This window comes from Staphylococcus sp. ACRSN (assembly GCF_022346615.1).
Lineage (GTDB): Bacteria > Bacillota > Bacilli > Staphylococcales > Staphylococcaceae > Staphylococcus.
Genome location: NZ_JAKRNS010000006.1, coordinates 44,454 through 69,254, shown reverse-complemented (window position 1 = coordinate 69,254; position 24,801 = coordinate 44,454). Strand labels below are relative to the sequence as shown.

Below are 24,801 nucleotides of genomic sequence, written 5' to 3'. Positions count from 1 at the left end.
CTCCTTAAACGATTGGGTGATGAACGGTAATTAACTTTGTGCCATCTGGAAAAGTTGCTTCTATTTCCATTTCAGTAAGCATATCTGCTACACCGTCCATTACATCGTCTTCATTTAATATTTGTTTCCCGTAACTCATAAGTTCTGCGACTGTCTTACCATCTCTCGCACCTTCCAATAATTCAAAGCTAATGATAGCCACTGCTTCCGGATAATTTAACTTTAGACCTCTTTGTTGACGTCTGCGTGCTAAATCAGCTGCAACTACAAGCATTAACTTATCTTGTTCCCTTTGAGTAAAATGCACGAAACTCACGACCTTCCAAATATAAAAATTGTACACATAATATATATGCATGCTCTTTTATAATAAGATGATTATGTGTCGACTACAAGAATTACACATTTTATTATTAGAAAAAAATTAGTAATTGTAAAAAATATAACCAACGCGTTAAGCTTTAAATCGTATAGCATTTAATATAAAATTGATAGAGTCTAGAGAGAAAGAATTGGGTGACGACATGAATATCATAAAAATTTTGCTTAGAAATATTTCGCAAGTATTACTTCTAGAAAATGCTGTAACTGGCCTGTGTATTTTAATTGGCTTGTTTTTTGGTAGTTGGAAAGTAGGCGTAATGGCACTTATAGGCAGTATTATCGCTTTATTGTTAGCTAAGTGGACTAATTATAGCGATTCTGAAATTGAAAAAGGTTTAGCAGGTTTTAATCCAGTATTAACGGCAATTGCATTGACGCTGTTCTTAGTTCCTAAATGGTACAGTTTGATTATTGTGCTACTTGCAGTCATCATTACGATGCCGATTGGATCTGCTGTACGAGAATTTTTTAAACCCTTTGGGATACCGATGTTAACAATACCTTACGTATTTGTAAGTTGGTTGATACTACTCATGTCATTTCAATTTGAGTTTGTAAATGCAAATGTACATATTTTGCCTAATAAGGTTCAAGAAATTACTTTTTCAGGAAATAATGTGCAAGGCTTACAGGCATTTTTTACGGGATTTAGCGAGATTTTTTTATTAAATCATGTCGTTACAGGTTTGATGATATTGGTAGGAATATTTATTGCATCAAGACGTGCTGGACTATATGCCGTTATTGCTAATTTGATTGGCTTAATTGCTGTTAGTCTGCTTGGTGCAAATCATGACCAAATCAATAATGGTTTATTTGCGTATAATGTCGTGTTAACTGTATTAGCATTAGGTATTGCTTTTCGAACGATAATTTCAAGAACGATTAGTATTGTTTTAGGCTTATTATTAACAGTTATTTTGCACGCAGGTATGACAACGTTATTAACGCCATTTGGGCTACCCGTTTTTACATTACCATTTATTATTGCAACATGGATTATGTTGTTTGGAGGTAATCGAATGAAACAAAATGAAATTACAGAACCTCGAAACTGATTTAAGTAGTATTAGGTAAAATGGTAATAATTGTATTTATGAAATCATTTTTTTGTGAAAGAAGGAAGATAGATTGAAGAAAGTATTAGGAGTTATCGCAGCATCCATAGTTTTACTTGGAGGATGCAGTGGCGCTCAGAATAAAGAAAATAGCAAGACATTAAATGTTGAATTACCTTTAAAAACAACTTCAGTTGCACCGTACAAGACTGATGTACCGGTTAAAGTGGGCGCTGCAGAATCATTATTTAAAGTGAACACTGACGGAAAAGTGAAAAAATTACTCGTCTCGGAATATAAGCAGGTATCACCAACTGAATTAAAATTGACAGTAAAGGATGATATAAAATTCCAAAATGGTAAAAAAGTAACTGGAGATGCTGTGAAAAATAGTTTGCTACAAAGTATGAAGAAAAGCGATTTAGTTAAAGGTTCGTTACCTATCAAAAATATTAAAGTTGATGGACAGAATTTGACTATTACAACGAATGAAGCGTACCCGGAACTTGTGTCCGAATTGGCGAGTCCATTTGCAGCAATTTATGATACTGAAGCTAAAGGTGACATAAATAAAATGCCGGTGGGTACAGGTCCATATAAAATAACTGAATATAAACAATCACAAAAAATAAAACTTAGTAAAAATAAAACTTATTGGCAAGGCGAACCTAAGCTTGATTATGTAAATGTCAGTTATCAAGAAGATGGTAGTACGCGTTCCAATGATTTATCTGCTAACAAAGCGGATGTCATTACAGACGTGCCAGTAGAAAAAGTGGATGCGCTTGATAAAGGCGAAAACACTAAGATTTCAAGTGTACCTGGTTATAGAACGAGCTTAGTACTGTATAATCATCAAAGCGATAAAATGAACAAGAAGGTACGAGAGGCGTTTGATAAGATAATCGATCGAGAAGCAATAGCGAAAAAAGTTTACAAAAATCATGCTACTGCTGCATCAGGTCCTTTCAATACTAAATTAGATTTCATAAGCGACAAAAAGGTGACACATCAAGATATAGAACAAGCCAAAGCCTTATTGAAAGAAGAGGGTTATACAAAATCTCATCCTTTAACATTAACTGTATCTACTTATAATGGAAGACCGGAATTACCTAAAATAGCCCAAGTCATACAATCAGACGCTAAGAAAGCTAATATCAATATTACGTTGCGCAATGTCGATGATATTGATGGTTACTTGAAGGATAAGGGGCAATGGGATGCTTCTTTATATAGCTTTGGGACAATTCCACGTGGTGATACAGGCTATTTCTTTAACCAAGCTTACAAAACAGATGGTGCGATTAATGCTGGAAAATATAACAACACTCAGATAAATGATTTGATTGAACAGTTCAATAAAACAGTAGATAAAAAAGAACGTAATCAACTGACAAATAAAATTATTGCGATAACAAATAAAGATTATGCAAATAGTTATATTGCATATAGTGATAATATAGTAGGACTAAATAAAACTGTAACTGGACTGAAAGCATCACCTGAAGGTATTTATTTAATTGATTATAAGGTGAATATTAAAAAATGATAATAACTCAAATAATTCGTAGAATCGGACAAATGATCATAGTATTATTTGTCCTTTCTACTATCACATTTATCTTAATGAAATTAACGCCAGGCGATCCTGTAAATAAAATATTACACTTAGATGTTGCTAATGTATCTTCGACACAAGTGGCAGAAACGAAGGAAAAATTAGGATTAAACCAATCTATTTTTGTGCAGTATGGTCAGTGGTTAGGACAAATTGCGCACTTAAATTTTGGTACAAGTTATCAAACAGGTGAATCTGTAAGTAAAGCGTTACTTTACTATACACCGCCAACATTAATCATTGCCTTCCTGACGATGTTTACCGTGTTATTTATTAGCATACCTCTAGGTACGATTGCTGCTAAGTATTATCACACATGGATTGACAAATTGATTCGGATTACGACATCCATCACGGTGAGTATTCCTTCATTCTTTTTAGGAACGATATTGATATATATTTGTGCACAGAGGTTGAATATCTTACCATCTTCAGGGTTAGACCATGTTACTAGTTATATTCTACCTGTTCTATCTTTAAGTATTGGTATGAGTGCATATTATGTTAGGTTGATGCGCTCAAATCTTCTTGAGCTATATCAGTCACAAGAAGTGAGTGCTTCTAGATTAAGAGGAATGACTGAATCTTATATATTTTGGAAAGACTTATTTAAGCCTGCCTTATTGCCAATTATTACTGTAATGGGTATGTCTGTTGGTAGCTTAATCGGAGGTACAGTAGTAATAGAAAATCTCTTCGGTATTCCAGGAGTTGGGCATTTTTTAGTAGATAGTATTAGGGTGAGAGACTATCCTGTTATACAAGGTATCGTGCTGATGATTGGGTGTTGCGTCATTATTGCTAACACAGTGAGCGACTTATTATTATTATGGCTTGATCCTAAACGCCGTACAGTGCAACAAAAAAGTTCGAAATCAACTGAGCAACTGGATGGTGGTCCTTTATGAAATTACTAAAGCAACCATTAATCTATTATCTGTTTGTCATATTTATTGTGGTTATTATGGGTTCTCAATTATTCGTGTCTAAAGACTCGGCATTAACCGTACATTTAAATCAAACACTGGAAGCGCCGAGCTTACATCATCTGTTAGGTACAGATGATTATGGTCGTGATTTACTAGCAAGAATAATTATTGGCGCGCGATACACATTGATTGTAAGTTTGTTAACATTACTACTCACTGTCCTTGTTGGGGTGCCATTTGGACTGTTAGCTGGTTATAAAAAAGGGCTAATAGATACAATAATTATGCGTGTAATTGATATTGGGTTAAGCATTCCAGAATTTGTGTTGATGATTGCGTTAGCCAGTTTCTTTAAACCAAGTATTTGGAACTTAGTCATAGCAATTATGTTGATAAAGTGGATGACATACACAAGGTTAACTCGATCAATTGTTAGTATTGAAGTAAAAAAACCTTATATTCAAATGGCTAAAATGCTTAAAGTCCCTGGTCATGTCATTATCTTTAAACATTTTTTACCCCAAGCAATACCATCAATAATTGTGTTAATGACTGTGGACTTTGGTAAAATTATTTTGTATATATCATCCTTGTCATTTTTAGGGTTAGGCGCACAACCACCATCACCAGAATGGGGCGCAATGTTGAATGCAGGTAGAGATTATATTGAATCTTATCCATTACAAATGTTAGCACCAGCATTTATGATTACAATAACGATATTAATTTTCAATCTAAAGGGAGATACATTGAGGGATAGACTCATACAAAGAAAGCGTGATAAAGATGCCTAAAATGTTAGAAATCAATAATTTAAGTGTACAAAATAAAATAAATGAATATTTGATAAAGAACTTAAATCTAACTTTAAAAAAGGGACAAATCAATGTTTTGATAGGGGAAAGTGGTTCAGGAAAAAGTCTAACTGCTAAAGCAATTGTTCATCAGCTAGACCCATCATTACATTTTTCTAATTACGATGTATTAATTGAAGGTGAACACGTTATTGATGTTCAATCACTTCTTGGGAAAACGATTGGTTTTATAGCACAAGACTATGGTCATAGCTTTAATGACCATACAAAATTAGGAAAACAGCTCGTCTCTATTTATCGTGCACATTTTAAAGTTACATATAAAATTGCGAAACAAATTGTAGCTCAAGCATTGCAAACTGTTGGATTAGGTAAGGTTCCAGTTTTTGAAAGTTATAGATTTAACCTTTCTGGTGGACAACTTGCACGCGTACAAATTGCAAGTGTAATCATGTTAAGACCAGAGATTATTATTGCGGATGAACCAACATCTTCATTAGATGTTGTTAATGGTCATGAAATTATGAACTTAATTCGACATCTTACAGAAGTGCATCATACTACATTATTGCTAATTACACATGATCTGTCCCACGTTCTAAATTTTAGTGATTGGATTTCAGTGATTAGAGCAGGAGAAATTGTTGATTATAGCCATGTACAATATTTTAGGGCTGGTGAGATTAGTCCCTATAGTTTAACGTTGTTCAATGCACGTAGCCAGATAAGAAATGGGGCAAGCATAGATGATTGAATGTAAGCATTTGACTTTTACTTATAATAAGCATGTAGTGTTGCATGATATAAATTTAACTTTTTCTAATCAGCAAAAGATAGGTATTGTAGGAGAAAGTGGCTCTGGTAAAACAACATTAGCACACTTAATATTAGGGATATTAAAACCCACGACTGGTAAGATAGACAATGATGGCTTAACTATGTTACCCATTTTTCAAAATGCATTCGATAGCTTTAATCCCAAACGAACAATACAACAATCGATGGATGAGGCAATTAAATATTATCCGCATGCTACTACTAAAGTATTGAATAAACGGTTAAATGAGTTACTGGCATTTATGGAGTTGCACCCAAACTTATTAAATCAAAGACCAGACGTATTAAGCGGTGGGCAATTACAGCGTTTTAATATGTTGCGGTCATTTATGTTAGAGCCGGATATACTTATCTGCGATGAAATTACAGCTAACTTAGATGTGATTTCAGAAAATAGAATGAAAGATATATTAGAGCGTTACCACAATTTGACTGGAAAGGGATTACTCATTATTTCTCATGATATTGCATTTCTACAATCATTGGTTGATCGAATTGTAGTGTTAAAAGATGGCTGTTTAGTTGATGATTTTATGGTCACAGATATGTTCCAATCTAGTAGAAACGTGTATACAAAGAAGCTACTTTCTCTTTATAAATAAAGAGGGAGTAGCTTTTTTGACTTGTACTTTGATGTTTGTATTTTCAAATAGTGGTAATAAGTTATGATAAAGCAATTCGTACGATATTTTTATATTATTTATAAAATGTTATTGAGCTTCATTATATCAATGTGATAGTGTTTTTAAATAACATAAAAATTGTAGAACATTATTCGACAAAATTGAAAAGGAGGGGGCAAATGCTAAAAATAGATAGATATAAATATTTTACAATATTACTTTTTTTAGCTGTATTATTTATCGGTGCTACTTTGCGTTCACCTATATCATCTATAGGACCGTTAGTTCCATTTTTTAAAGAAGATTTGGGAGTATCGAATAGTTTAGTTGGCTTAATGAATACATTACCACTTGTGGCATTTGGATTATTTTCACCATTTATTCCTAAGTTATCTCAGAAATTTGGCATGGAACGGACTTTGATGTATTCTATGGTTATTTTAGCTATAGGTATGTGGTTAAGGGGTACTGGTGGAGCGAATTTATTGCTTATCGGCACAATCATTGTTGGGTTTGCTATAGCTGTCGGAAATGTGATGGCACCTGGGTTAATTAAATCCTCCTTTCCTCAACAAATGGGATTTGTTACAGGTATGTATTCGGTAACGATGAACCTTATTAGTGCATTAGCAGCAGGACTTTCAGTTTCGCTTGCTGTTGCACCAGGAATGAATTGGCGAATTGCCATGCAAATTTGGTTGATTGTGCCAATCATTGCTGCACTTGTTTTAGTGTTACGTATTCCATATTTACGTTCTCGTAAAAAAAAGGTTTTTGCACAAATCGATAAAGAACCTAAAAAAAGTGTTTGGAAATCTAAATTAGCGTGGACAATTACATTGTTTATGGGATTACAGTCATTTATACCATATAGTTTATTTGCGTGGTTACCAATTATTTTGACGACTAAAGGCTTTTCAGAAAGTGAAGCAGGTTGGCTTGTAACGGTGAATCAACTAGGTATTATTCCAGTAGCATTTATTGCACCAATCATTGCAGGACGCATGAAAAAGCAAAGTATCTTAGCTTTGTTTGGAGCAAGTGCATTTTTCATAGGTTTATTAGGTGTTGCTTATTTACCTAATGCCGCAATTGTACTTTACTTAATATTAATTGGTGTTGGTGCAGGAACAACATATAGTTTAGCAATGATGTTTTTTGTCTTGAGAACTCAAGATATTGAACAATCATATCAGTTATCTGGTATGGCACAATCTATTGGTTATCTATTAGCTGCAGTAGGACCAATATGTTTGGGAATGATTTCGGATTTAACTGGAAGTTGGTCACTTCCATTGATAGTACTCATGGTTGTTGCAGTATTAATCGCTATATTCGGCTTTATTTCAGGTCAGCCATTCACAGTTCATCAACCTGTTCAGAAGAAGGAATAGATAAAATGAAGTGCTATTCAAAATCTAGTATTGCATGTAATAATGTAATACTAGATTTTTTTGATGATTAAAAAGCTAGCTTCGGTTAAAATATATTGTTGTAAACATATGAGTGAGTTCAACGATAGAAAAATGTTATTATTTATATAAAGGTTATAGTACAAGTGAAATGATTATTGAAAGAGTAAGGAGGGATATGATGGAAAAACAACAAAAGATTGAAAATTGGATTGAATTGACAAAATATGTACATTATATAGATACAATGATAGAGAAATCATTGAAGGAACAGTTTAATTTGAGTTTAAAAGAATTTTATGTTTTATATGAAATTTATAAAGCAAAAGGAAAAAAATATAAAATTAATGACTTAATAAAAATAGTAGATTTGAGTCAAAGTGCGATGTCTAGACTTATTGTTAGAATTGAAAAAATTGATGAACCATTAGTCGTGAGACAGGAATGTGTTGAAGATCAAAGAGCAATGTATATCTATTTAACAGATGAAGGATTGACTGTAGTAGAAAAAGCAATCGCAACTTATGAACAATTAATAGCGAAAGTTGATTTTTCATCGATGCGTAGCTTGATTGAAATGCATTGTAATGAGTAATTCATTGTTAAACTATACTAATATACAAGATAAATACAGAGATATTATAAAATAGGTGATCTTGGACATATTAAGATTGTTTATTTTATATCTGCCACAATGAAGTCTGTGCGAAGATATAAATAGCCTATACTTAAAATAAGCGAGTTAATCCGTAAAAGATTAGCTCGCTTTTATATTTAAAATCATGCGATTTCAAATTTGCTATTTGCATAAGATATAGTTTGAGCCTGTAACCTCTCAATTATACTACGCTCTCGGCATTAGTAAGTTGCAAAATTGTTGCAATAGACGTAGTAATATAAAAAAAGGACTTTCATATTATATTACTTTAATGTGAAAGCATAATAATTTTTGAAATGTTTTTTCGAGACTATTGAGGGAATAATGTCAGCCGAAAATCAAGGATGAGACAACATCCATAGAAAGAGAGCCAATAATAAAAGCACTTAGACAACAAAAGTAACGTTGCCTAAATGCTTTGAAAATAGTGACTTAATATCGATAAATATATTACGTTGAATTTTTCCCATAATTCTAAAACATAAAGTCTTATGTAATATTTAAAATTAAGTTATTATCGTGTTGTTAATCTGGTTTTGAATGCTTCTTAGAATGGCTTATGCCATAAATAAGATAGATAAGTAAACCAATAACAAACCATATTAAAGTATATAATTTTGCTTCACCACTAAGACCCCAAAATACTACTGCAACACTAATGAATGCTATGATTGGTAGCACTGGATAAAAGGGCATTTTAAATTCAGGTACAGGAATATCTTTTCCTTCTCTAGGGCGTAAGCCAAACATACCTAAAGCGACAAACATGAATGCCACTAATGTTCCAGCAGAAATTAACTGTGCTAAAAAGGCAAATGGGAACATAGATCCAATAATTACTGCAATGACTGTCAATACAAGTAATGAACGGTTAGGTAATTTATTTTTATTAAGCTTTCCTAACCAAGGTGGTAATAAGCCATCACGTCCGAAAGAATATAGTAATCTTGATCCTGCTAACATCATTCCAATTAATGCGGTAAACATACCGATAACTGAAATAGCTTGTACAATGGCTGCAACAGTACCGAAACCACTTTGTCTTAATGCCCAACCAACTGGTTCTGCATTGTTAGCATAATCTGAGTATTTGAACATGCCTACTAATACAAGTGCTACTGCAACAAATAATATTACGGCAATTACTAATGAACCTAATATACCTCTAGGCATGGTTTTTTGCGGATTAATTGCTTCTGCAGAGTTAGCTGCGATTGAATCAAACCCAATATAAGCTAAGAATATCATTGATACACCAGCATAAATACCTTGCCATCCACCAAAAGCACCAGCTTCAGTAGCTTTGTACTCTGGAATAAATGGGACATAGTTACTGGCATGTATTGCAGTTAAACCGACAACAATAAATAATAATATAGCTAATACTTTTAAAACAACTAAGATGTTTTCAATACGTGCGGCAGAAGATGCACCACGTGCGAGTAACAATGCTGTTAGAATGATGACAACGGCAGCGACTAAATCTATAACGCCACCATCTGTACCAAATGTATTGGCTAAAGATTTTGGTAACTCAATGCCCAATGGTGATACCAAACCTCTCAAATTAGCTGAAAAACCTGAAGCTACAAAAGCAACAGCGATAAAATATTCGGCTAATAAAGCCCATCCGGCTATCCATCCAAATACTTCGCCAAAGACAACATTAATCCATGAATAAGCCGAACCTGCAAAAGGCATTGCAGACGACATCTCAGCATAAGCAAAAGAAATTAAACCAGCAACAATAGCGGCGAATAAAAATGATAAAGCTACGGCTGGTCCCGTGTGTTGAGCAGCGACCACGCCAGGTAAAGTGAAAATTGATGTCGAAACAATCGTACCAACGCCTAAGGCAAGAAAATCTTTAACCTTTAATGTGCGATTTAAATGTGCATCTTTAACTTGATAAACCGAAGGATCCTCTTTTTTTAATATTTTTTGAAAAAATCCCGTCATACATAAACCACTCCCTAAAACTCATTTCGCAAAATTTAATAACGTTATTAATATAATTCATATCATAGCATATATCAATCGGAATATTTAGATAATTTCGAAAAAACAGAAAAATATTTATAACTGTCTACAATTTCGAAACATTTCTATCGAAATTGTAGTGTCAACTGTTCTTTTACAAAGCATTGTGTACACAAATTCTGTTTGTACCATCTAAAGCTATGTTATAAATTAATGATTTTGGGTTCCACATGTGGATCGTGATTTGCGATTACTTCAATGCAATTTGGGTTACAGGATTGAACTTTAATCCAGTTTAATGAATTAATCGCATCATCTTTATCTTCTACAAACTTGGGTAAGATACCATGTTTCCAAGAAGGCTCTGAATAGCCTACATTAGATGCTAATAATAAGAATTGCTCAGCATCTTTATGACTTTTGATACGTGTGGCACAGTGACCAGCACTATGTCCTGGTGTATGAATAAATTCTACTGTACCATCATTAAATAAATCGAAAGACTTTCCAGTTGGTCCTACACCATTGTGCTCTAGTGGGAAAGTATCGATGGGAATATTATTCCACATATGGGATTCATAATAGGATTTGTTGTTATTTGCTTCAGACCATTCTTCATCACTTACGATGATATTATTAGCGTCAGATACATGACGTAAACCAGATACATGATCTAAATGCAAGTGGCTTAAAACAACATAATCTATGTCAGAAATTTGAATGCCTAATTTTAATAATTGTTCGTGTACTGCCTGTCCTTGAGGTAATTCAACCTTGTTTAAATGACGTGAAGCGGTTTGCTTATGATTTTGATGTCGATGAGATGTATCCCACCCAGTATCTATTAATACAAGCCCTTTAGGATGGTCAATGAGATATATAGAAACAGGTAGGCGCATTTGTTTTCGTCTCGACTGTTGGATTCCTTGCCAGGTAAAGGGTAAATTCTTTTTATGATTAAATGGTAATGCTGAGTCTACAATAACAGAACCTGTATGTAATACGTGTACTTTAATATTACGGGTCATTGATATTTGTCCTCCAATTTTTTGAGCTAAGTGGTGGTACATGATACAGAGTTTCATTAATAAAACATGTGAAACACCACACATTAGATTTAAATTTATCTTTTATTTTATAATAAAGATGATAAGAACTTTAAATGAATAAAATAAATGTGTCAAATGAAGCGTGAGTAAATTTACATATAGATTTATGTTAAATTAAAGATGTAATAGTAACTTTGAATGAAAGAGGGTATTCTATGGAAATTACATCATCATGGTTGAATTTACCTGTCACTAATTTAGAAAAAAGTGAAGCATTTTATAAAGCAATTGGCTTTGAAATTAAGAAATCTAATGAAATGATTGATAAAATGAGAGGGATTGCAACTTCTGATAATAAAGTTATCATGTTAATTGAAACAGAACAGTTTAAAAAGGTGTCTAAACTAGCGGATATTGGAAGTAATGAGGCAATTATATCATTGTCTGTGCGTTCTAATGCAGAAGTGGATGCGCTATTAGATTTAGTGGTGTCAGCAAATGGAAAAGTATTAGAAAGAGGTACGTCTCACGAGGGATTCTATGGCGGTCTGTTTAGTGATATTGATGGGCATTTATATAATGTTATTGCCATGTAGCTCGCTGGTGTTAGCAAATTGTGAAAAAGAAAAATGGAGGTAAATTTATTGATTAAAGTAATAGCAGTGGATAAAGATGGTACTTTAATGAGGTCTGATCATACTTTGGATGAATTGTATTTTGATAAATTATTTCAAACGATGAAAGACAAACAAATAAAGTTTATTGTTGCGAGTGGTAATCAATATGCGCAATTGAAGTCACTGTTCCCAGGAAAAGCGCAAGACATAACGTTTATTGCTGAAAATGGAGCGGTAACATATTGGCAGGATGAAATATTGGATGCACATTATTTTGATAAAACTGTACTTTTTCAAATATTAAACGATATTATTGTAAAGCATAAAGTGAGAGATATCGTGTTAAGTGGAGTACGTACGGCTTATGTATTGCAAAATGTGACGGATGATTTTTTATTATTTTTAAGTCATTACTATTATGATATACAAAAAGTTAAAGAATTTGAAAATATTGAGAACGATAACTTTGTGAAAGTTGCAATGCGTATTAAAGATGGACACTTATTAGAACAAGTGAAATCAGATTTAGAATATCAATATTCACAGCATTTACGCGCAGTTACGAGTGGCAACGATAGTTTAGATCTAATTTTACCTAAAGTGAACAAAGGTGTAGCGATTCAAGCGCTATTAGAGCAATGGGATATTAAGCAAGATGAATTATTAGCTTTTGGTGATGCGAATAATGATATTGAAATGCTAGGTTTAACACCACATAGTTATGCTATGGAAGCGTGTAGTGAAGAAGTTGCGAAAGTAGCTAATCATAGAGCACCTTCAAACAATGATTCAGGTGTGTTAAGGGTTATAGAACGTTATATTAAGTGATAATATCAATAAAAAAGGTTGCGTCGATGTTGTGTTCGACGCAACCTTTTTTAATTTATTTAATGATTAATACAGGTATATGTGCATGGTTGGCAATTTTATGTGTCACATTACCTAAAACGTTTTTAATATCTGGTTTTGAACGCTTATTACTCATCACTATAATTTCATAATCATGTTCTTCTATTTCTTCTAAAATGGTATTTCGAATATTACCTGTTCCAAATTTTACAGTTACATTTAAACCTAATTGTTCTAATTCATCGATAAATGGTTTGATTACTTTACCTTTTGTTTTAGCTAATTGTTCAAAATGGATATCGTTATACTTTACAGACGTTTGTAACTCACTTTCTGTAATAACATTGAACACTGTAATTTCAGATTCAGCTGAACCAGATGTTAAACGCACTAGTTCTTTAGGTACATTGTTGAATGAGTTGTCGAAGTCATATGCTACTAATATTTTTTTATACATAATAGCACCTCCTTTATTATAGGCATACCCTAATAAAATTATTATAAATTATTATTTACTCATAACAGATTACCATTGAGAGTTACTAATTTAAAATGTAACGTGTTTAAGCATCTAAACCGATGATTTCCTGTACATTGTTGTAACCATTTGAATTAAGATATTGTGCAAGTGCTTTGTTAAGCTTGCGAGTGAGTCCTGGTCCCTCAAATACTAAAGAACTATATATTTGTACAAGGGAAGCGCCACTTCTTAACATCGTTATAACATCATCTACTGTGAAAATACCACCAGTTCCAATAATTGTGAATGTGCCATTTGTTTCTTTATACGCATGTTTGATAAGTGAGATATTTCTTTCGAAAAGTGGACGACCACTCAATCCGCCAGTTTCAATTCGATTTTCAGATTGTAAGCCATCACGTTGCTGTGTAGTGTTAGCTAAGATTATACCATCAAAGGTTTGTGTAATAGACGGTAACATATGACCTAAGCTCTCTGTATCTAAATCAGATGTTAGTTTTATAAAAATAGGAACGTCGATGTTCTCTTCATTCTTAAAAGTTTCTATTGCAGAACAAAGTTGAGAAAATTCACTTTCATCATGGAATTTTTGTAAATTCTCAGTGTTGGGTGAACTGATATTAACTGTGAAAAATGTTACATCATTTTTAAACGTATCAAGCACTTTAATGTAATCCTGATAACGTGCATCGTAAGGTGTGTTTTTATTCACTCCAACGTTTAGTCCTATAGGTAGTGTATAGCTGTATTTACGTAAATTACTTAAAGCCTTATTCATACCAAGATTATTAAAGCCCATTCTATTAATCAACGCTTGGTCTTCGACAAGTCGGTACATACGTGGTTTAGGATTGCCAGGCTGTGGCTTGGGTGTGATGCCGCCTAATTCAATTGAACCAAATCCAGCAGATTCTAATGCTTTTGGTACTTCGCATGACTTATCAAAGCCCGCAGCAAGTCCGATTGGATTAGAAAATGTTACACCTGATATAACTTGATTTAATATATCATTTTCATAATGGAAAAATTGTTTCACTAAAGGCAATGTTTGTGGATATTTTTGAACTAATTTTAAAGCATTAATTGTCATACCGTGTGCTTTTTCAGGATCATACTTGAAGAGTAAAGGCTTAATTAGTTTATACATGAAATTCTCGCTCCATTTATCAAATTTTTTATTACATTCATTATAGAAAACTATATATGAAGAGAACAGAGATAAGTGTTAATTAAATACACTGTTTTATAGAAAGTACTGTTATTAATAGACTAGCATTTTAGCGAGTTTATGCCTAGAGTGAATCGATGAAATTGTAGATAGCATATGCTTAAAAAACTTTATACATGGATATACTAAATAGTAAAGATAACTATAGTTTGGAGTGAGTCATATTGGAAAGTAAGTGGAAAGCATATTTACCGATATCGCATATTCAAAGTATTACACCTGTAAGTGGTGGTGATGTCAATGAAGCATATCGAATTGCAACAGAAGATGAAAATTATTTTTTACTCGTGCAACGAAATACCAGTGAAGCATTTTATGCTGCAGAAGTTGAAGGTTTAAAGTTATTTGAGGAAGCGGGTATAAATGCGCCGAGAGTTATAGAAAGTGGTGTGATTGAAGGGGATGCTTATTTAATTTTATCCTATTTACAAGAAGGCGTATCAGGAAGTCAACAACAGTTAGGGGAACTGGTAGCAAAATTGCATAGTAAACATGAACCAAACCAAAGATTTGGATTTGATTTACCATATCAAGGTGGTGATATCACCTTTGATAATACTTGGTCAGATAGTTGGATTACAATATTTGTAGAGAAACGATTAGACCATTTAAAGGATACTTTACTTAAGACTGGCCAATGGACTGAAGAAGATGCGAACAGTTACGCACAAGTAAGGGCTACTATTGTGGAAGAACTTTCAATGCATAAAAGTAAACCTTCTTTATTGCATGGAGATTTATGGGGAGGCAATTATATGTTCCTAGAAGACGGGAGCCCTGCTTTATTTGATCCAGCACCATTATATGGTGATCGAGAATTTGATTTGGGTATTACAACTGTATTTGGGGGCTTCACGGATGATTTTTATGAGACATATGCCCAACATTATCCGTTAGCAAAAGGAGCTGAAAAACGTTTAGAATATTATCGCTTGTATTTGTTAATGGTTCATTTAGTTAAATTTGGTGGTATTTACGAAAGAAGTGTCGACCAATCTATCAACAAAATTTTAAAAACAAAATAAAGCGCATCATAGTATGTGAATTGGAAAGATATCACTCAATCTTCGAGACAGTAAGTTGTCGTTGATTGAGTGTTTTTTTGATACAAGTGTTCCACAAGTCATTTAATTCGTTGTCTAATAAGAATATAAATAATATTGTTATATTTATATTAAAAGATTATTAGTATTTAATTAGAAATTTCTTAATTTTCAAATTAAATTTGTTATACTGATAACAAGTTGCGAAAATAAATATTATATAATGATTAACAAAAATGTTTGTAGTGTTTCTTTAGTCGTTTGTAGTAATAGAACATCGAAGAAAATGTACCCTTCTAAGAAACTATTAATTTTATTGTTTATGCAACTTTTGGCAACAATACATAGATTGACATAAAATTTATTTTCTTGTTTAGAAAATTTATACATTATGTATGACAAAAGGAAAATTAGGGGGCGAAACATTGAGTACATCTAATAAACTGATATTTAACCGTACATTTATGCTAATGTTATTAGCGGGTGTTTTTGCAATGGTTGGATTCAGTACAATTTTAACAACGATTACATGGTATGCCGTAAAAGAATTAAAGTCATCAATGGCATTGGGTTATATTTTAGTTTCTGCTACTGTACCAAGATTAATTATGATGACTTTTAGCGGGATGGTTGCGGATAAATTTAAGAAGACAACGATTATGTATTATTCGAATATTGCAGAATGTGTGATACTTGTCATTCTGTATTTCCTAATTATTAATCACCAATTATCGCTTGTTCCATTAATGATATTAGCAGCTTGTTTTGGCATGTTAGATGCATTTTTCGGTCCAGCCAGTACATCGTTAATACCTAAAGTTGTAACACAGGGCCAATTACAACGAGCGAACTCACTGTTCCAGGGTGGCACACAAATTTCTTTCATCTTCGGACCAATCATTGCAGGTATTATTATGGAACATTATTCAATTGCTACAAGTTTTTATATTTCACTTATCTTTGTATTTTTATCAGCAATTTTTGTATTCCCACATTTTATTGACGAAAAAGACGCAAAAGAAAGATCAAATAATACACCAGTAAAAGATATTGTAGAAGGATTTCGTTATGTAAAATCATCTCGTTTTCTAATAACAGGTATTATTATATTAATAACGGCCAATTTCTTTGGTTTAGGAGCATTAAGTGTCGGCATACCTATTATTGTAGAATCACTCGGAGGTACACCGATTAATCTGACATATTTACAGTCTAGCTTGGGCGTAGGTATGTTGGTTGGTACAGGGTTATTAAGTGTCATTACTTTCCAAAAAGGTCGAGGGAAGTTAACACTCTTTACATTACTTATCATGATAGTATTGCTCATTGCATTCACTCAAGTGACCACATTGATACTTCAAATGTTAATACTATTACTAATAGGTATATCGTATACATTTGTCTATATTCCCTTTATAACAATGGCACAAGAATTTACTGATGAGCAAGTGACTGGTAGAGTGATGAGTTTGATATTTCTTGCTATGACAGGATTTGATCCAATATCTTACGTTGTGATTTCTGGGTTGAATACAATGGATATTTCCATTTTTAATGTGTTAGCTATATCAGCCTTTACGAGTTTGTTTGTATGGATAATAATCCTCTTTAATTCTAAAAATTATAGACAATTAAATTAATGAAAAACGGCAATCTCTAATGATATTCAAAAGAGATTGCCGTTTTGTGTGATTACACACTAGTTTGAATTATGGGAAGTACTAATGTAAATCTAGAGTACCCATTTCTTCTCTAAGTTTATATACTTTGTCAGGTGTAACATCTTCACCTAAAGGATCAACGACTTTTAAAGTTGAAAAGGTGTTGATTACTTGTCCGCGTATCATTTTTAGATATTCTTGTCTTAATGCTTGTTGCTCTTGTTTTTCTTCAGCAGATAGTGCTACTTGTTTTTCTTTATTTGCCAATGTATTTATTCTATCTAATAATTTCATTTTAATTTACCTCCTTAGATAAATGTGGTGGGAATGAAGGGATAATCTCACTCCCAATTTCCGATAACATAGATTCATAAGATCTGTCCGTTGATTTTAAATTTAAAATAATGTGGTTTGTTCCGATACGCTCATATGCTTTTAATATATTCAATAAGGTTTTGCTACCTAATCGATAGCCACCTTTGATAGGGGTGACAAGCTCATTAGGATTGCTTGATAAATCAATAGCTAATGGGTGCATAAATGGCTTAAATACATCTTGGTCATGCCATTTCTTTAATAGGGCTTTTTGTTCTTGGAAGGCTTGTGGATAAAATAACCAGCCATCCATGTTTGATTTAATCCAATCCATATTTTGCTTAGCGTATCCTGTTGCAAACATTGGAATTTGCTTATGATTTGGTAGTGTTTGTAAACCTGCTTCATCGTATAGCTGTATATCATCACCAATCATAGTAGGGGAATGCGTTTTCCATAAGGCTCTGACATTATATATTGTAGTTTGAAAAAGCTCAGATAAATCTTTTTTATCAATATTAAAGGCAGGAAATTCAAATTGACGGTCTCCTGTTGCCATACCGAGTAATAGTCGATCATTAGAAATTAAATCTAAGGATGTTGTTGCTTTAGCTATATGAATAGGATGTCTTAACGTCGCAACAATACTTGCTGTTCCTAATGCAATATTTGAAGTTTTACTACTAATATACGCAAGAAAGACAAATGGATCGTAATTAGTTGTGATATTTCCTAATTCTGGACTATAAAGAGGACTATCTCTGACAAATAAACTAGCAAAACCAAGTGATTCAGCATAATTTGCTAATGTGGCTTGTTTTGAAAATGACAAAGCTTCATGTGTTGAGTCATCGAATGGCATCATCAATCCAAGAGTTAGTCGTTGTGATTTAAAAGCATAATGAAAACCGTTATGTGCTTGTATTGTTGAAATATTAATCCCTCCTTTAAACATTTTACTAAACAACATCTATTAATTAACTAACACCTGTTGTCTAGATAAGATTGTATTTGCTTTTGAAACACAATGCAAACGACAGTTCATGTAATTTATTGTCTAAACGACAAATTATAAAATATGTTGTGGAAAATAGTGGTTTGACTTCTAATAAAAGTGTATTAAAAATGTAAAAATAAAAGTTGTACTAACGAAAATATATTAATTTATTTTTATTATCATTTGATTATTTTTGATAAATTCTTTAAATTTAAGAAGACAAATATTTTTTTGGAGGTTATTTATGTTTTTGAGAAAAGTATTAAGTAGTATTACTTTATCACTAGGTTTAATCTTAGCAATAGCACCATTCAACAGTTTTGCAAATACGAATGAGCAATTAAGTAATAAGGATAGCCAAACTTCACAAGCGACGACTCAACAAAAAGATAATAACGTTAACCAATCGCCTGAAGTATCTCAAAAAGTTATATTACCGAATGAAGATAGGAAACAAATAGATAATACGACAAGTGGACACTATCAATCTATTGGATACATAAGTATGGGTGATAGTATTGCTACGGGTGTTGTAGTAGGAAAAAATACTGTTTTAACTAATAAACATGTAGCTAATCTTTCAGATGGCAATATGTCATTTTCACCAGCTGCCAAAGATGAAAATACATTTCCTTATGGAACTTTTAAAGAAAAAGAAGTTAAGCAATACCCTGGGGATGCAGATCTAGTTGTAGTTCATTTTAATCCGAATAGTAAGGGACAATCGGTTGGTGAAGTAGTACAACCTGCAACACTAAAAGACGCAGCATCGACATCAAAAGGCGATCCAATGACCGTAACAGGTTACCCTGGAGATAAACCACTTGCAACAATGTGGGAAAGTACAGGTGAAATCATTGGAAATCAAGGAACAGAATTAACATATGATGCAAGTACTTTTGGAGGTAACTCTGGTTCACCAGTATTCAATGCGAATAACCAACTTATTGGATTACATCATGGTGGCATCGAAGGTGAAAGTAATAATGCAGTAGCCATTACTGGTGACGTATTGAAGTTTATAAATGATAATAACGAATAGTATAGTCAGCATGAATCATTAAATATTTGAAATTATAAAAACGCCCTAAAGTTAAGTTGAAATGTAACATTGTAATGTTTACGCTAAATGAAATACTTCAACTTATTATAGGGCGTTTTTTATTTAGTAAGATAAATGATTGACTAAAAAAGGCAAAGATTTTTTAATGTAGTCTTCTGCAGAATGTGTGCTTGTTTCAAACCAATGTTTAGCGATGCCGTATAATCCCCAAGAAAGAAATCTAGCACTAGAGGCAAGCATCTCTCTATCTTGGTTTGGATTTTCATCTTCTATTAATGTTAGGAAAATATCTTCTAATTCTTCTTTAACACGTTTTTCTACGACTTCACCATAGGCTTTACTATTTAATTTACATTCATTATGTGTTTCTTCGATATAGCTTGTTATTTTTATAAAAAGCGTGCGCAATGTAGATTCATCTAATTTATCAGCAATATCTAATGTCTCGTTTAGATTGTTAAGAATTGTTTCTGAAATTGTATAATCCATAATATCGTATTTATCATAAAAGTGTGCATAAAACGTAGCTCTATTGACCGTAGCTTTGTCCGTAATATCTTTTACGGTAATAGTATGGATTTTCTTTTCTTTTGCGATTTCACGAAAAGCATTCATTAATAGGGCCTTAGTTCTGGAAACACGTGGATCAGTGTATGTTGTAGACATAATTTATGCATCTCCTCTTAATTTTTATGTGCAATAAACATTTAAAGTATCCGTCGTTCTGTCCACTATGTCAATGTAGTAGCTTAAATGATTGAATGGGTATACATATAGAAATATATTTATGAATAATAGCAATGACGTTACGTAATTTCAGTTTGTTTTTCTTTTATAAATGTACTCATAAAGCTATATATACAAATACCAAAAGTGATTAAGGCAATGCCTATAAGGCTTATTGAATCTGGTAATGGTAGACCTAAAAACATCATTTCACCTATTAATGTGAAGATAATTTCAGTTGCTTGTGTAGATTCAACGGCAGCTAGTTTAGATTGATTGTCTTTTACTATGTTAGTTGCATAGAAAAATAATCCTGTTGCAATGAGACCAGAAAATATTGCGACAGAAAATGTTTGGACGACTTGACTTGATGATGGTAAGCCTTTTGTAAGGACACCAATTAAAAATATTATAATCCAAATTGGTAAAGTAACCAAGGTCATTCCATAAATACGTTCTACAGTAGTTAATTCGTTGTCTACAAGCTCCATCATTTTTCGATTCCCTAGTGGATAGCAAAAAGCGGCAACGATTAAAGGCACAACTGATAAAATAAAAGTTTGCATTTGTATATTGGATATATGTGGTATTTGAACCAAAACAACACCAAATATCATAATGCTTGAAGTTGCCAAGGAACGCCATGAAATACGTTCTCTCACTTTGATAGTTTGTTGATTATGTTCTATATATTCATAAAATAAGGGGGCAAGTAAGAGACCACAGATAATCGTTAATTGCCATGTTGCAGATATAAGCCATCCTGGACTGAAATTGGATACAAAAGTAATTGGTATGTAAAAGAAGACAAATCCTAAAGTACTCCAAATTAACCACTGTATATAATGAGCTTTAATATGTTTGAAAATAATATGATGTCTTTTTTGAATCCAAACAAAAATAAATAGAAATGGAAACATAAAGATAAAACGTAAAGACGAACTGAAAAGCCAACTGCCACCTGAATCTGACATGGCGTGATTTAAGATAAAGGTAACAGAGAAAAACATCGCACCTAAAATACCAATTAATATCGCTTTCATTTAATACCGCCTTTCATAAAAATAAGTTAATAATTTTAATTTAACAGTTTTTTAAATATTGGCAAGGGTAAACTATTAATAAATATTGTTGTATTTTTTAATCATTAACAATAATTAAATACTAATTCTTTAGACTAAATTAGATACTGTCAATAAGGCGTAGTATGATTAAAGAGTATAATTTCAAATTTAAGGGGTTGAAATTATGGCTGATCAATTAAAGAGAGAATTAAGTAATCGGCATATACAGTTAATTGCCATCGGGGGAGCAATTGGGACTGGTTTATTCTTAGGAGCAGGACAGTCGATACATTTGGCAGGGCCATCCATTTTACTGACTTACATAATCGTTGGTTTTGTATTATTTATGTTTATGCGAGCTATGGGAGAAATGCTACTTTCAGATACTAAATTTAATTCATTTGCTGATATAACAAATGAATATGTCGGTTCACTTGCTGGATTTATTACAGGTTGGACATACTGGCTTACTTGGATTATTTCTGGTATGGCAGAAGTGACGGCAGTTGCAAAGTATGTGTCGTTTTGGTTTCCACAAATACCAAACTGGCTGTCAGCTTTTGCTTGCGTGTTACTATTAATGTATTTTAATTTATTGAGTACTCGCTTATTTGGAGAATTGGAGTTTTGGTTTGCTTTAATAAAAGTAGGGACAATCATGGCATTAGTTATCGTGGGTATTATCATGATTGTTATGGCTTATCAAACACCTTATGGCACATCATCTATTTCAAATATTTATACACATGGTGGCTTTTTCCCAAATGGTATTTCTGGATTTTTTATGTCATTCCAAATGGCAATTTTTTCCTTTTTAGGTATTGAAGTTATAGGTATTACGGCAGGTGAAACAAAAGACCCTCATAAGACAATTCCAAAAGCAATCAATAGTGTCCCTTTTAGAATACTCTTGTTTTATATAGGTGCAATCGCTGTAATTATTTCAATTATTCCATGGAACAAATTAGATCCTGAGGATAGTCCATTTGTAAAATTATTTGCACTTGTTGGGATCCCATTTGCAGCTGGTATTATTAATTTTGTTGTATTAACTGCAGCAGCATCAGCCTGTAATAGTGGTATTTTTGCAAATAGTCGAACATTATTCGGACTTGCTGATAGACAACAAGCACCGCCACGGTTCCAAGTGACTAATAAAAAAGGTGTACCAATCACAGCAATTTTAATTACAAGTTCATTTTTATTTATTGCTGTATTATTAAATTATTTTATACCAAATGCGACAACGGTGTTTGTGTATATTAGTACAGTTTCAACTGTCTTAAATATATTTTTATGGACTTTAATTACAATTGCATATTATAGGTATACGAAACAAAGACCAGATTTACACAAACAAAGTAAGTTTAAATTGCCAGGTGGAAGAAAGATGGCCATCGCTATAATTATATTTTTCGTCTTTATTTTTGGTGTGTTACTAGTTAATCCAGAAACAAGAATAGGCGTATTACTTGCACCATTGTGGCTAATTATTTTAGCGCTTATGTACCAACAGTATAAAAAACATACACGACACTCATGACACCACTAATTTGAAATTGTACATTTATATTTCAGTGATTTGGAGTGAAGAAAAATGACAAAGAAGATTATTATGGATTGTGATCCAGGGCATGATGATGCAATTGCACTAATACTTGCGGGTGCAAAACAAAGTCCATTGGATATACTAGCAGTAACAACAGTAGCCGGTAATCAATCAGTAGAGAAAAATACGAATAATGCATTAAATGTTTTAGATATAATGGGAAGACTAGACATCGAGGTGTCAGTAGGTGCTTCAAGGCCGCTTATTAAAGCAGCTGCGTTTGCATCAGAGATTCATGGTGAAACTGGGTTAGATGGTCCTGAATTACCCAAAGTACCTGCATTAAAACCCACAGATATGCATGCAGTAGACACCATTATCGAAAAAATTAATCAAAGTGACTCGAAAGTTACGATAGTTGCAACTGGACCTTTAACAAATATTGCAATGGCAATGAATAAAGATCCTAAAATTGTTGAAAATATTGAAATGATAACAATTATGGGTGGTGGCACATTTGGTAATTGGACACCAACTGCAGAGTTCAATATCTGGGTGGATGCCGAAGCAGCAAAACGAGTCTTCGAAAGTGGTGTGCCAATTAATGTTTTTGGTTTAGATGTTACACACCGAGTATTAGCAACAGATGAAATTAGTGCACGTTTTAAGAAAATAGATAACGAAATTGCGGGTTTTGTTGTAGAATTATTAGAATTTTTTAAATCAACATATAAGACACATTTTAATATGGATGGTGGTCCAATTCATGATGCATGTACAATACTGTATTTGTTACAACCAGAGTTATTTACAATGCAATACACGCATATTGATATTGAATGTAATAGTGAATTGACTTATGGTACTATGTCAGTTGATTTAAATGATATAACACAGAAAGAAAAAAATGCGAATTTTGCAATAGATGTACACGTAGATGAAGTTTGGGATCTAATAGAAAATATTTTGCAGAGCTATAATAAATTATAATTTTCTAGTCATTTTAAAATGAAAAAAATAGCAATTTTAAAATCATGCTTTATAAAACACTAGCTAAATCGCTTTTGTTTTATAAAGCTATTTTAATGTTGATTTTATAACATAGAACATGGGTTTAAGTTATTTATAATAAACATGAAACAATAATTATAAAATCAATTGTTCGCTTTGTGTTTTTTAGGTTCGTATAATTATTATACGAATCCATTAAATAGGAGGTCTTTATTTTATTGAAGCAATTTATCAAATTTTTAATTGTCAGTATAATTGTAATTGGAGCTATATTATTTTTTTATAAATATCATGTTGAAATTAAAGAAACAATTACAAAGTTATATACAGAACAAAGTCATGACCCTGGAGAATCTGACAATGATTTTCAAACAATGTTCAATGGTAGTAGAAAGACAGAAACATTTGGGAAATATAGATATAGTGATTTTGAAGGGAAACATTATGGAATAGACTTTGATTTGCCAGAAGATACACCTATCAAAGCAGCCACAAATGGCGTTGTTACAAATACTTTTAAGGATAAATTAGGTGGTAAAGTAGTACAAATTAAAGAAGATAATGGTCAGTACCATCAATGGTATATGCATTTAAATACATTTAAAGTGAAAGTTGGAGATAAAGTGAAAGCCGGAGAAATTATTGCACTTTCTGGTAATACAGGAGAACAAACAACCGGCTCGCACATACATTTTCAAAGGATGAAAGATGGGGTGGGAAATCGATTTGCAGAAAACCCAGAAGCATTTATCAAAAAATTACCTGATGGTGAAAATAGTTTGTTTGAGTTGTAATGATTAGACAAAATTTGTATTGATGTAATGAATATAA

The 24,801-nt window shown here is 32.6% G+C and carries 25 protein-coding genes; 16 read left to right on the top strand and 9 right to left on the bottom strand.

Going from position 1 to position 24,801, the window contains the following annotated elements; translation table 11 throughout:
* Nucleotides 1–4: 4 nt before the first annotated feature.
* Nucleotides 5–307 carry an urease subunit gamma gene (locus tag MHZ36_RS07210; RefSeq protein WP_042740403.1) on the bottom strand — a complete coding sequence of 101 codons (303 nt, stop codon included), beginning with the start codon at nucleotides 305–307 and terminating at the stop codon, nucleotides 5–7.
* A 217-nt stretch (nucleotides 308–524) separates the two neighbouring features.
* Between MHZ36_RS07210 and yut the strand changes: the two genes are divergently transcribed.
* The 8 genes from yut (at nucleotide 525) to MHZ36_RS07170 (ending at nucleotide 8,274) form a co-directional block, all read left to right on the top strand.
* The gene (gene yut / locus MHZ36_RS07205; RefSeq protein WP_239230686.1) at nucleotides 525–1,442 is read left to right on the top strand and encodes an urea transporter; all 918 of its coding nucleotides are present in this window, start codon (nucleotides 525–527) and stop codon (nucleotides 1,440–1,442) included.
* 73 nt (nucleotides 1,443–1,515) lie between these two features.
* Nucleotides 1,516–2,994 (top strand): nickel ABC transporter substrate-binding protein, encoded by a 1,479-nt coding sequence (gene nikA / locus MHZ36_RS07200; protein ID WP_239230684.1) that lies wholly within the window; start codon nucleotides 1,516–1,518, stop codon nucleotides 2,992–2,994.
* On the top strand, nucleotides 2,991–3,971 hold the full coding sequence (gene nikB / locus MHZ36_RS07195) for a nickel ABC transporter permease (protein WP_239230682.1): 981 nt from the start codon (nucleotides 2,991–2,993) through the stop codon (nucleotides 3,969–3,971). The genes nikA and nikB overlap by 4 nt, the downstream gene beginning before the upstream one ends.
* The gene (nikC, locus tag MHZ36_RS07190; protein ID WP_239230680.1) at nucleotides 3,968–4,786 is read left to right on the top strand and encodes a nickel transporter permease; all 819 of its coding nucleotides are present in this window, start codon (nucleotides 3,968–3,970) and stop codon (nucleotides 4,784–4,786) included. Before nikB ends, nikC begins: the two co-directional genes overlap by 4 nt.
* Before the next feature lies 1 nt (nucleotide 4,787).
* The gene (locus MHZ36_RS07185) at nucleotides 4,788–5,561 is read left to right on the top strand and encodes an ATP-binding cassette domain-containing protein (protein WP_343237207.1); all 774 of its coding nucleotides are present in this window, start codon (nucleotides 4,788–4,790) and stop codon (nucleotides 5,559–5,561) included.
* Nucleotides 5,554–6,246: an ATP-binding cassette domain-containing protein gene (locus MHZ36_RS07180; protein WP_239230676.1), complete on the top strand. Its 693-nt coding sequence runs from the start codon at nucleotides 5,554–5,556 to the stop codon at nucleotides 6,244–6,246. Before MHZ36_RS07185 ends, MHZ36_RS07180 begins: the two co-directional genes overlap by 8 nt.
* A gap of 200 nt (nucleotides 6,247–6,446) precedes the next feature.
* Nucleotides 6,447–7,661, top strand: a complete 1,215-nt coding sequence (locus MHZ36_RS07175; protein WP_239230674.1) for a CynX/NimT family MFS transporter — start codon at nucleotides 6,447–6,449, stop codon at nucleotides 7,659–7,661.
* Between the two features lie 199 nt (nucleotides 7,662–7,860).
* Nucleotides 7,861–8,274, top strand: coding sequence for a MarR family winged helix-turn-helix transcriptional regulator (locus MHZ36_RS07170; RefSeq protein ID WP_239230672.1), 414 nt, complete (start codon nucleotides 7,861–7,863; stop codon nucleotides 8,272–8,274).
* Nucleotides 8,275–8,862: 588 nt separating this feature from the next.
* On the opposite strand, the gene MHZ36_RS07165 is transcribed toward MHZ36_RS07170, so the two are convergent.
* The gene (locus MHZ36_RS07165; protein ID WP_239230670.1) at nucleotides 8,863–10,296 is read right to left on the bottom strand and encodes an APC family permease; all 1,434 of its coding nucleotides are present in this window, start codon (nucleotides 10,294–10,296) and stop codon (nucleotides 8,863–8,865) included.
* 224 nt (nucleotides 10,297–10,520) lie between these two features.
* Nucleotides 10,521–11,345, bottom strand: coding sequence for an N-acyl homoserine lactonase family protein (locus MHZ36_RS07160; protein ID WP_239230668.1), 825 nt, complete (start codon nucleotides 11,343–11,345; stop codon nucleotides 10,521–10,523).
* A gap of 236 nt (nucleotides 11,346–11,581) precedes the next feature.
* Between MHZ36_RS07160 and MHZ36_RS07155 the strand changes: the two genes are divergently transcribed.
* Nucleotides 11,582–11,962: a VOC family protein gene (locus MHZ36_RS07155; protein WP_239230667.1), complete on the top strand. Its 381-nt coding sequence runs from the start codon at nucleotides 11,582–11,584 to the stop codon at nucleotides 11,960–11,962.
* Between the two features lie 48 nt (nucleotides 11,963–12,010).
* Nucleotides 12,011–12,811: a Cof-type HAD-IIB family hydrolase gene (locus tag MHZ36_RS07150; protein WP_239230665.1), complete on the top strand. Its 801-nt coding sequence runs from the start codon at nucleotides 12,011–12,013 to the stop codon at nucleotides 12,809–12,811.
* A gap of 55 nt (nucleotides 12,812–12,866) precedes the next feature.
* On the opposite strand, the gene MHZ36_RS07145 is transcribed toward MHZ36_RS07150, so the two are convergent.
* Both MHZ36_RS07145 and MHZ36_RS07140 read right to left on the bottom strand, forming a co-directional pair.
* Entirely contained in the window at nucleotides 12,867–13,289 is a 423-nt protein-coding gene (locus MHZ36_RS07145; protein WP_239230663.1) for a universal stress protein, read from the bottom strand.
* Between the two features lie 106 nt (nucleotides 13,290–13,395).
* Nucleotides 13,396–14,460 carry a quinone-dependent dihydroorotate dehydrogenase gene (locus tag MHZ36_RS07140; protein ID WP_239230661.1) on the bottom strand — a complete coding sequence of 355 codons (1,065 nt, stop codon included), beginning with the start codon at nucleotides 14,458–14,460 and terminating at the stop codon, nucleotides 13,396–13,398.
* Nucleotides 14,461–14,705: 245 nt separating this feature from the next.
* Here MHZ36_RS07140 and MHZ36_RS07135 point away from each other — a divergent pair, with 245 nt between their 5' ends.
* Nucleotides 14,706–15,566 carry a fructosamine kinase family protein gene (locus MHZ36_RS07135; RefSeq protein WP_239230660.1) on the top strand — a complete coding sequence of 287 codons (861 nt, stop codon included), beginning with the start codon at nucleotides 14,706–14,708 and terminating at the stop codon, nucleotides 15,564–15,566.
* A 443-nt stretch (nucleotides 15,567–16,009) separates the two neighbouring features.
* Nucleotides 16,010–17,224 (top strand): MFS transporter, encoded by a 1,215-nt coding sequence (locus tag MHZ36_RS07130; protein WP_239230659.1) that lies wholly within the window; start codon nucleotides 16,010–16,012, stop codon nucleotides 17,222–17,224.
* Nucleotides 17,225–17,305: 81 nt separating this feature from the next.
* Here MHZ36_RS07130 and MHZ36_RS07125 read toward each other — a convergent pair whose 3' ends face one another.
* Nucleotides 17,306–17,539: a DUF896 domain-containing protein gene (locus MHZ36_RS07125; RefSeq protein WP_239230658.1), complete on the bottom strand. Its 234-nt coding sequence runs from the start codon at nucleotides 17,537–17,539 to the stop codon at nucleotides 17,306–17,308.
* A 1-nt stretch (nucleotide 17,540) separates the two neighbouring features.
* Nucleotides 17,541–18,494, bottom strand: a complete 954-nt coding sequence (locus tag MHZ36_RS07120) for an LLM class oxidoreductase (protein ID WP_239230897.1) — start codon at nucleotides 18,492–18,494, stop codon at nucleotides 17,541–17,543.
* 307 nt (nucleotides 18,495–18,801) lie between these two features.
* Between MHZ36_RS07120 and MHZ36_RS07115 the strand changes: the two genes are divergently transcribed.
* Nucleotides 18,802–19,599 carry a trypsin-like serine peptidase gene (locus MHZ36_RS07115; protein ID WP_239230657.1) on the top strand — a complete coding sequence of 266 codons (798 nt, stop codon included), beginning with the start codon at nucleotides 18,802–18,804 and terminating at the stop codon, nucleotides 19,597–19,599.
* A gap of 123 nt (nucleotides 19,600–19,722) precedes the next feature.
* On the opposite strand, the gene MHZ36_RS07110 is transcribed toward MHZ36_RS07115, so the two are convergent.
* Both MHZ36_RS07110 and MHZ36_RS07105 read right to left on the bottom strand, forming a co-directional pair.
* Complete coding sequence (locus MHZ36_RS07110; RefSeq protein WP_239230656.1) at nucleotides 19,723–20,286, bottom strand: TetR/AcrR family transcriptional regulator; 564 nt, start codon at nucleotides 20,284–20,286, stop codon at nucleotides 19,723–19,725.
* Nucleotides 20,287–20,426: 140 nt separating this feature from the next.
* The gene (locus tag MHZ36_RS07105; RefSeq protein WP_239230655.1) at nucleotides 20,427–21,389 is read right to left on the bottom strand and encodes a DMT family transporter; all 963 of its coding nucleotides are present in this window, start codon (nucleotides 21,387–21,389) and stop codon (nucleotides 20,427–20,429) included.
* A gap of 205 nt (nucleotides 21,390–21,594) precedes the next feature.
* Here MHZ36_RS07105 and MHZ36_RS07100 point away from each other — a divergent pair, with 205 nt between their 5' ends.
* The 3 genes from MHZ36_RS07100 to MHZ36_RS07090 all read left to right on the top strand — a co-directional run bounded on the left by MHZ36_RS07100 (nucleotide 21,595) and on the right by MHZ36_RS07090 (nucleotide 24,764).
* On the top strand, nucleotides 21,595–22,953 hold the full coding sequence (locus tag MHZ36_RS07100) for an amino acid permease (protein WP_239230654.1): 1,359 nt from the start codon (nucleotides 21,595–21,597) through the stop codon (nucleotides 22,951–22,953).
* A 54-nt stretch (nucleotides 22,954–23,007) separates the two neighbouring features.
* Nucleotides 23,008–23,949, top strand: coding sequence for a nucleoside hydrolase (locus MHZ36_RS07095; RefSeq protein ID WP_239230653.1), 942 nt, complete (start codon nucleotides 23,008–23,010; stop codon nucleotides 23,947–23,949).
* A gap of 239 nt (nucleotides 23,950–24,188) precedes the next feature.
* Nucleotides 24,189–24,764, top strand: a complete 576-nt coding sequence (locus MHZ36_RS07090) for a M23 family metallopeptidase (RefSeq protein ID WP_239230652.1) — start codon at nucleotides 24,189–24,191, stop codon at nucleotides 24,762–24,764.
* Nucleotides 24,765–24,801: the final 37 nt, after the last annotated feature.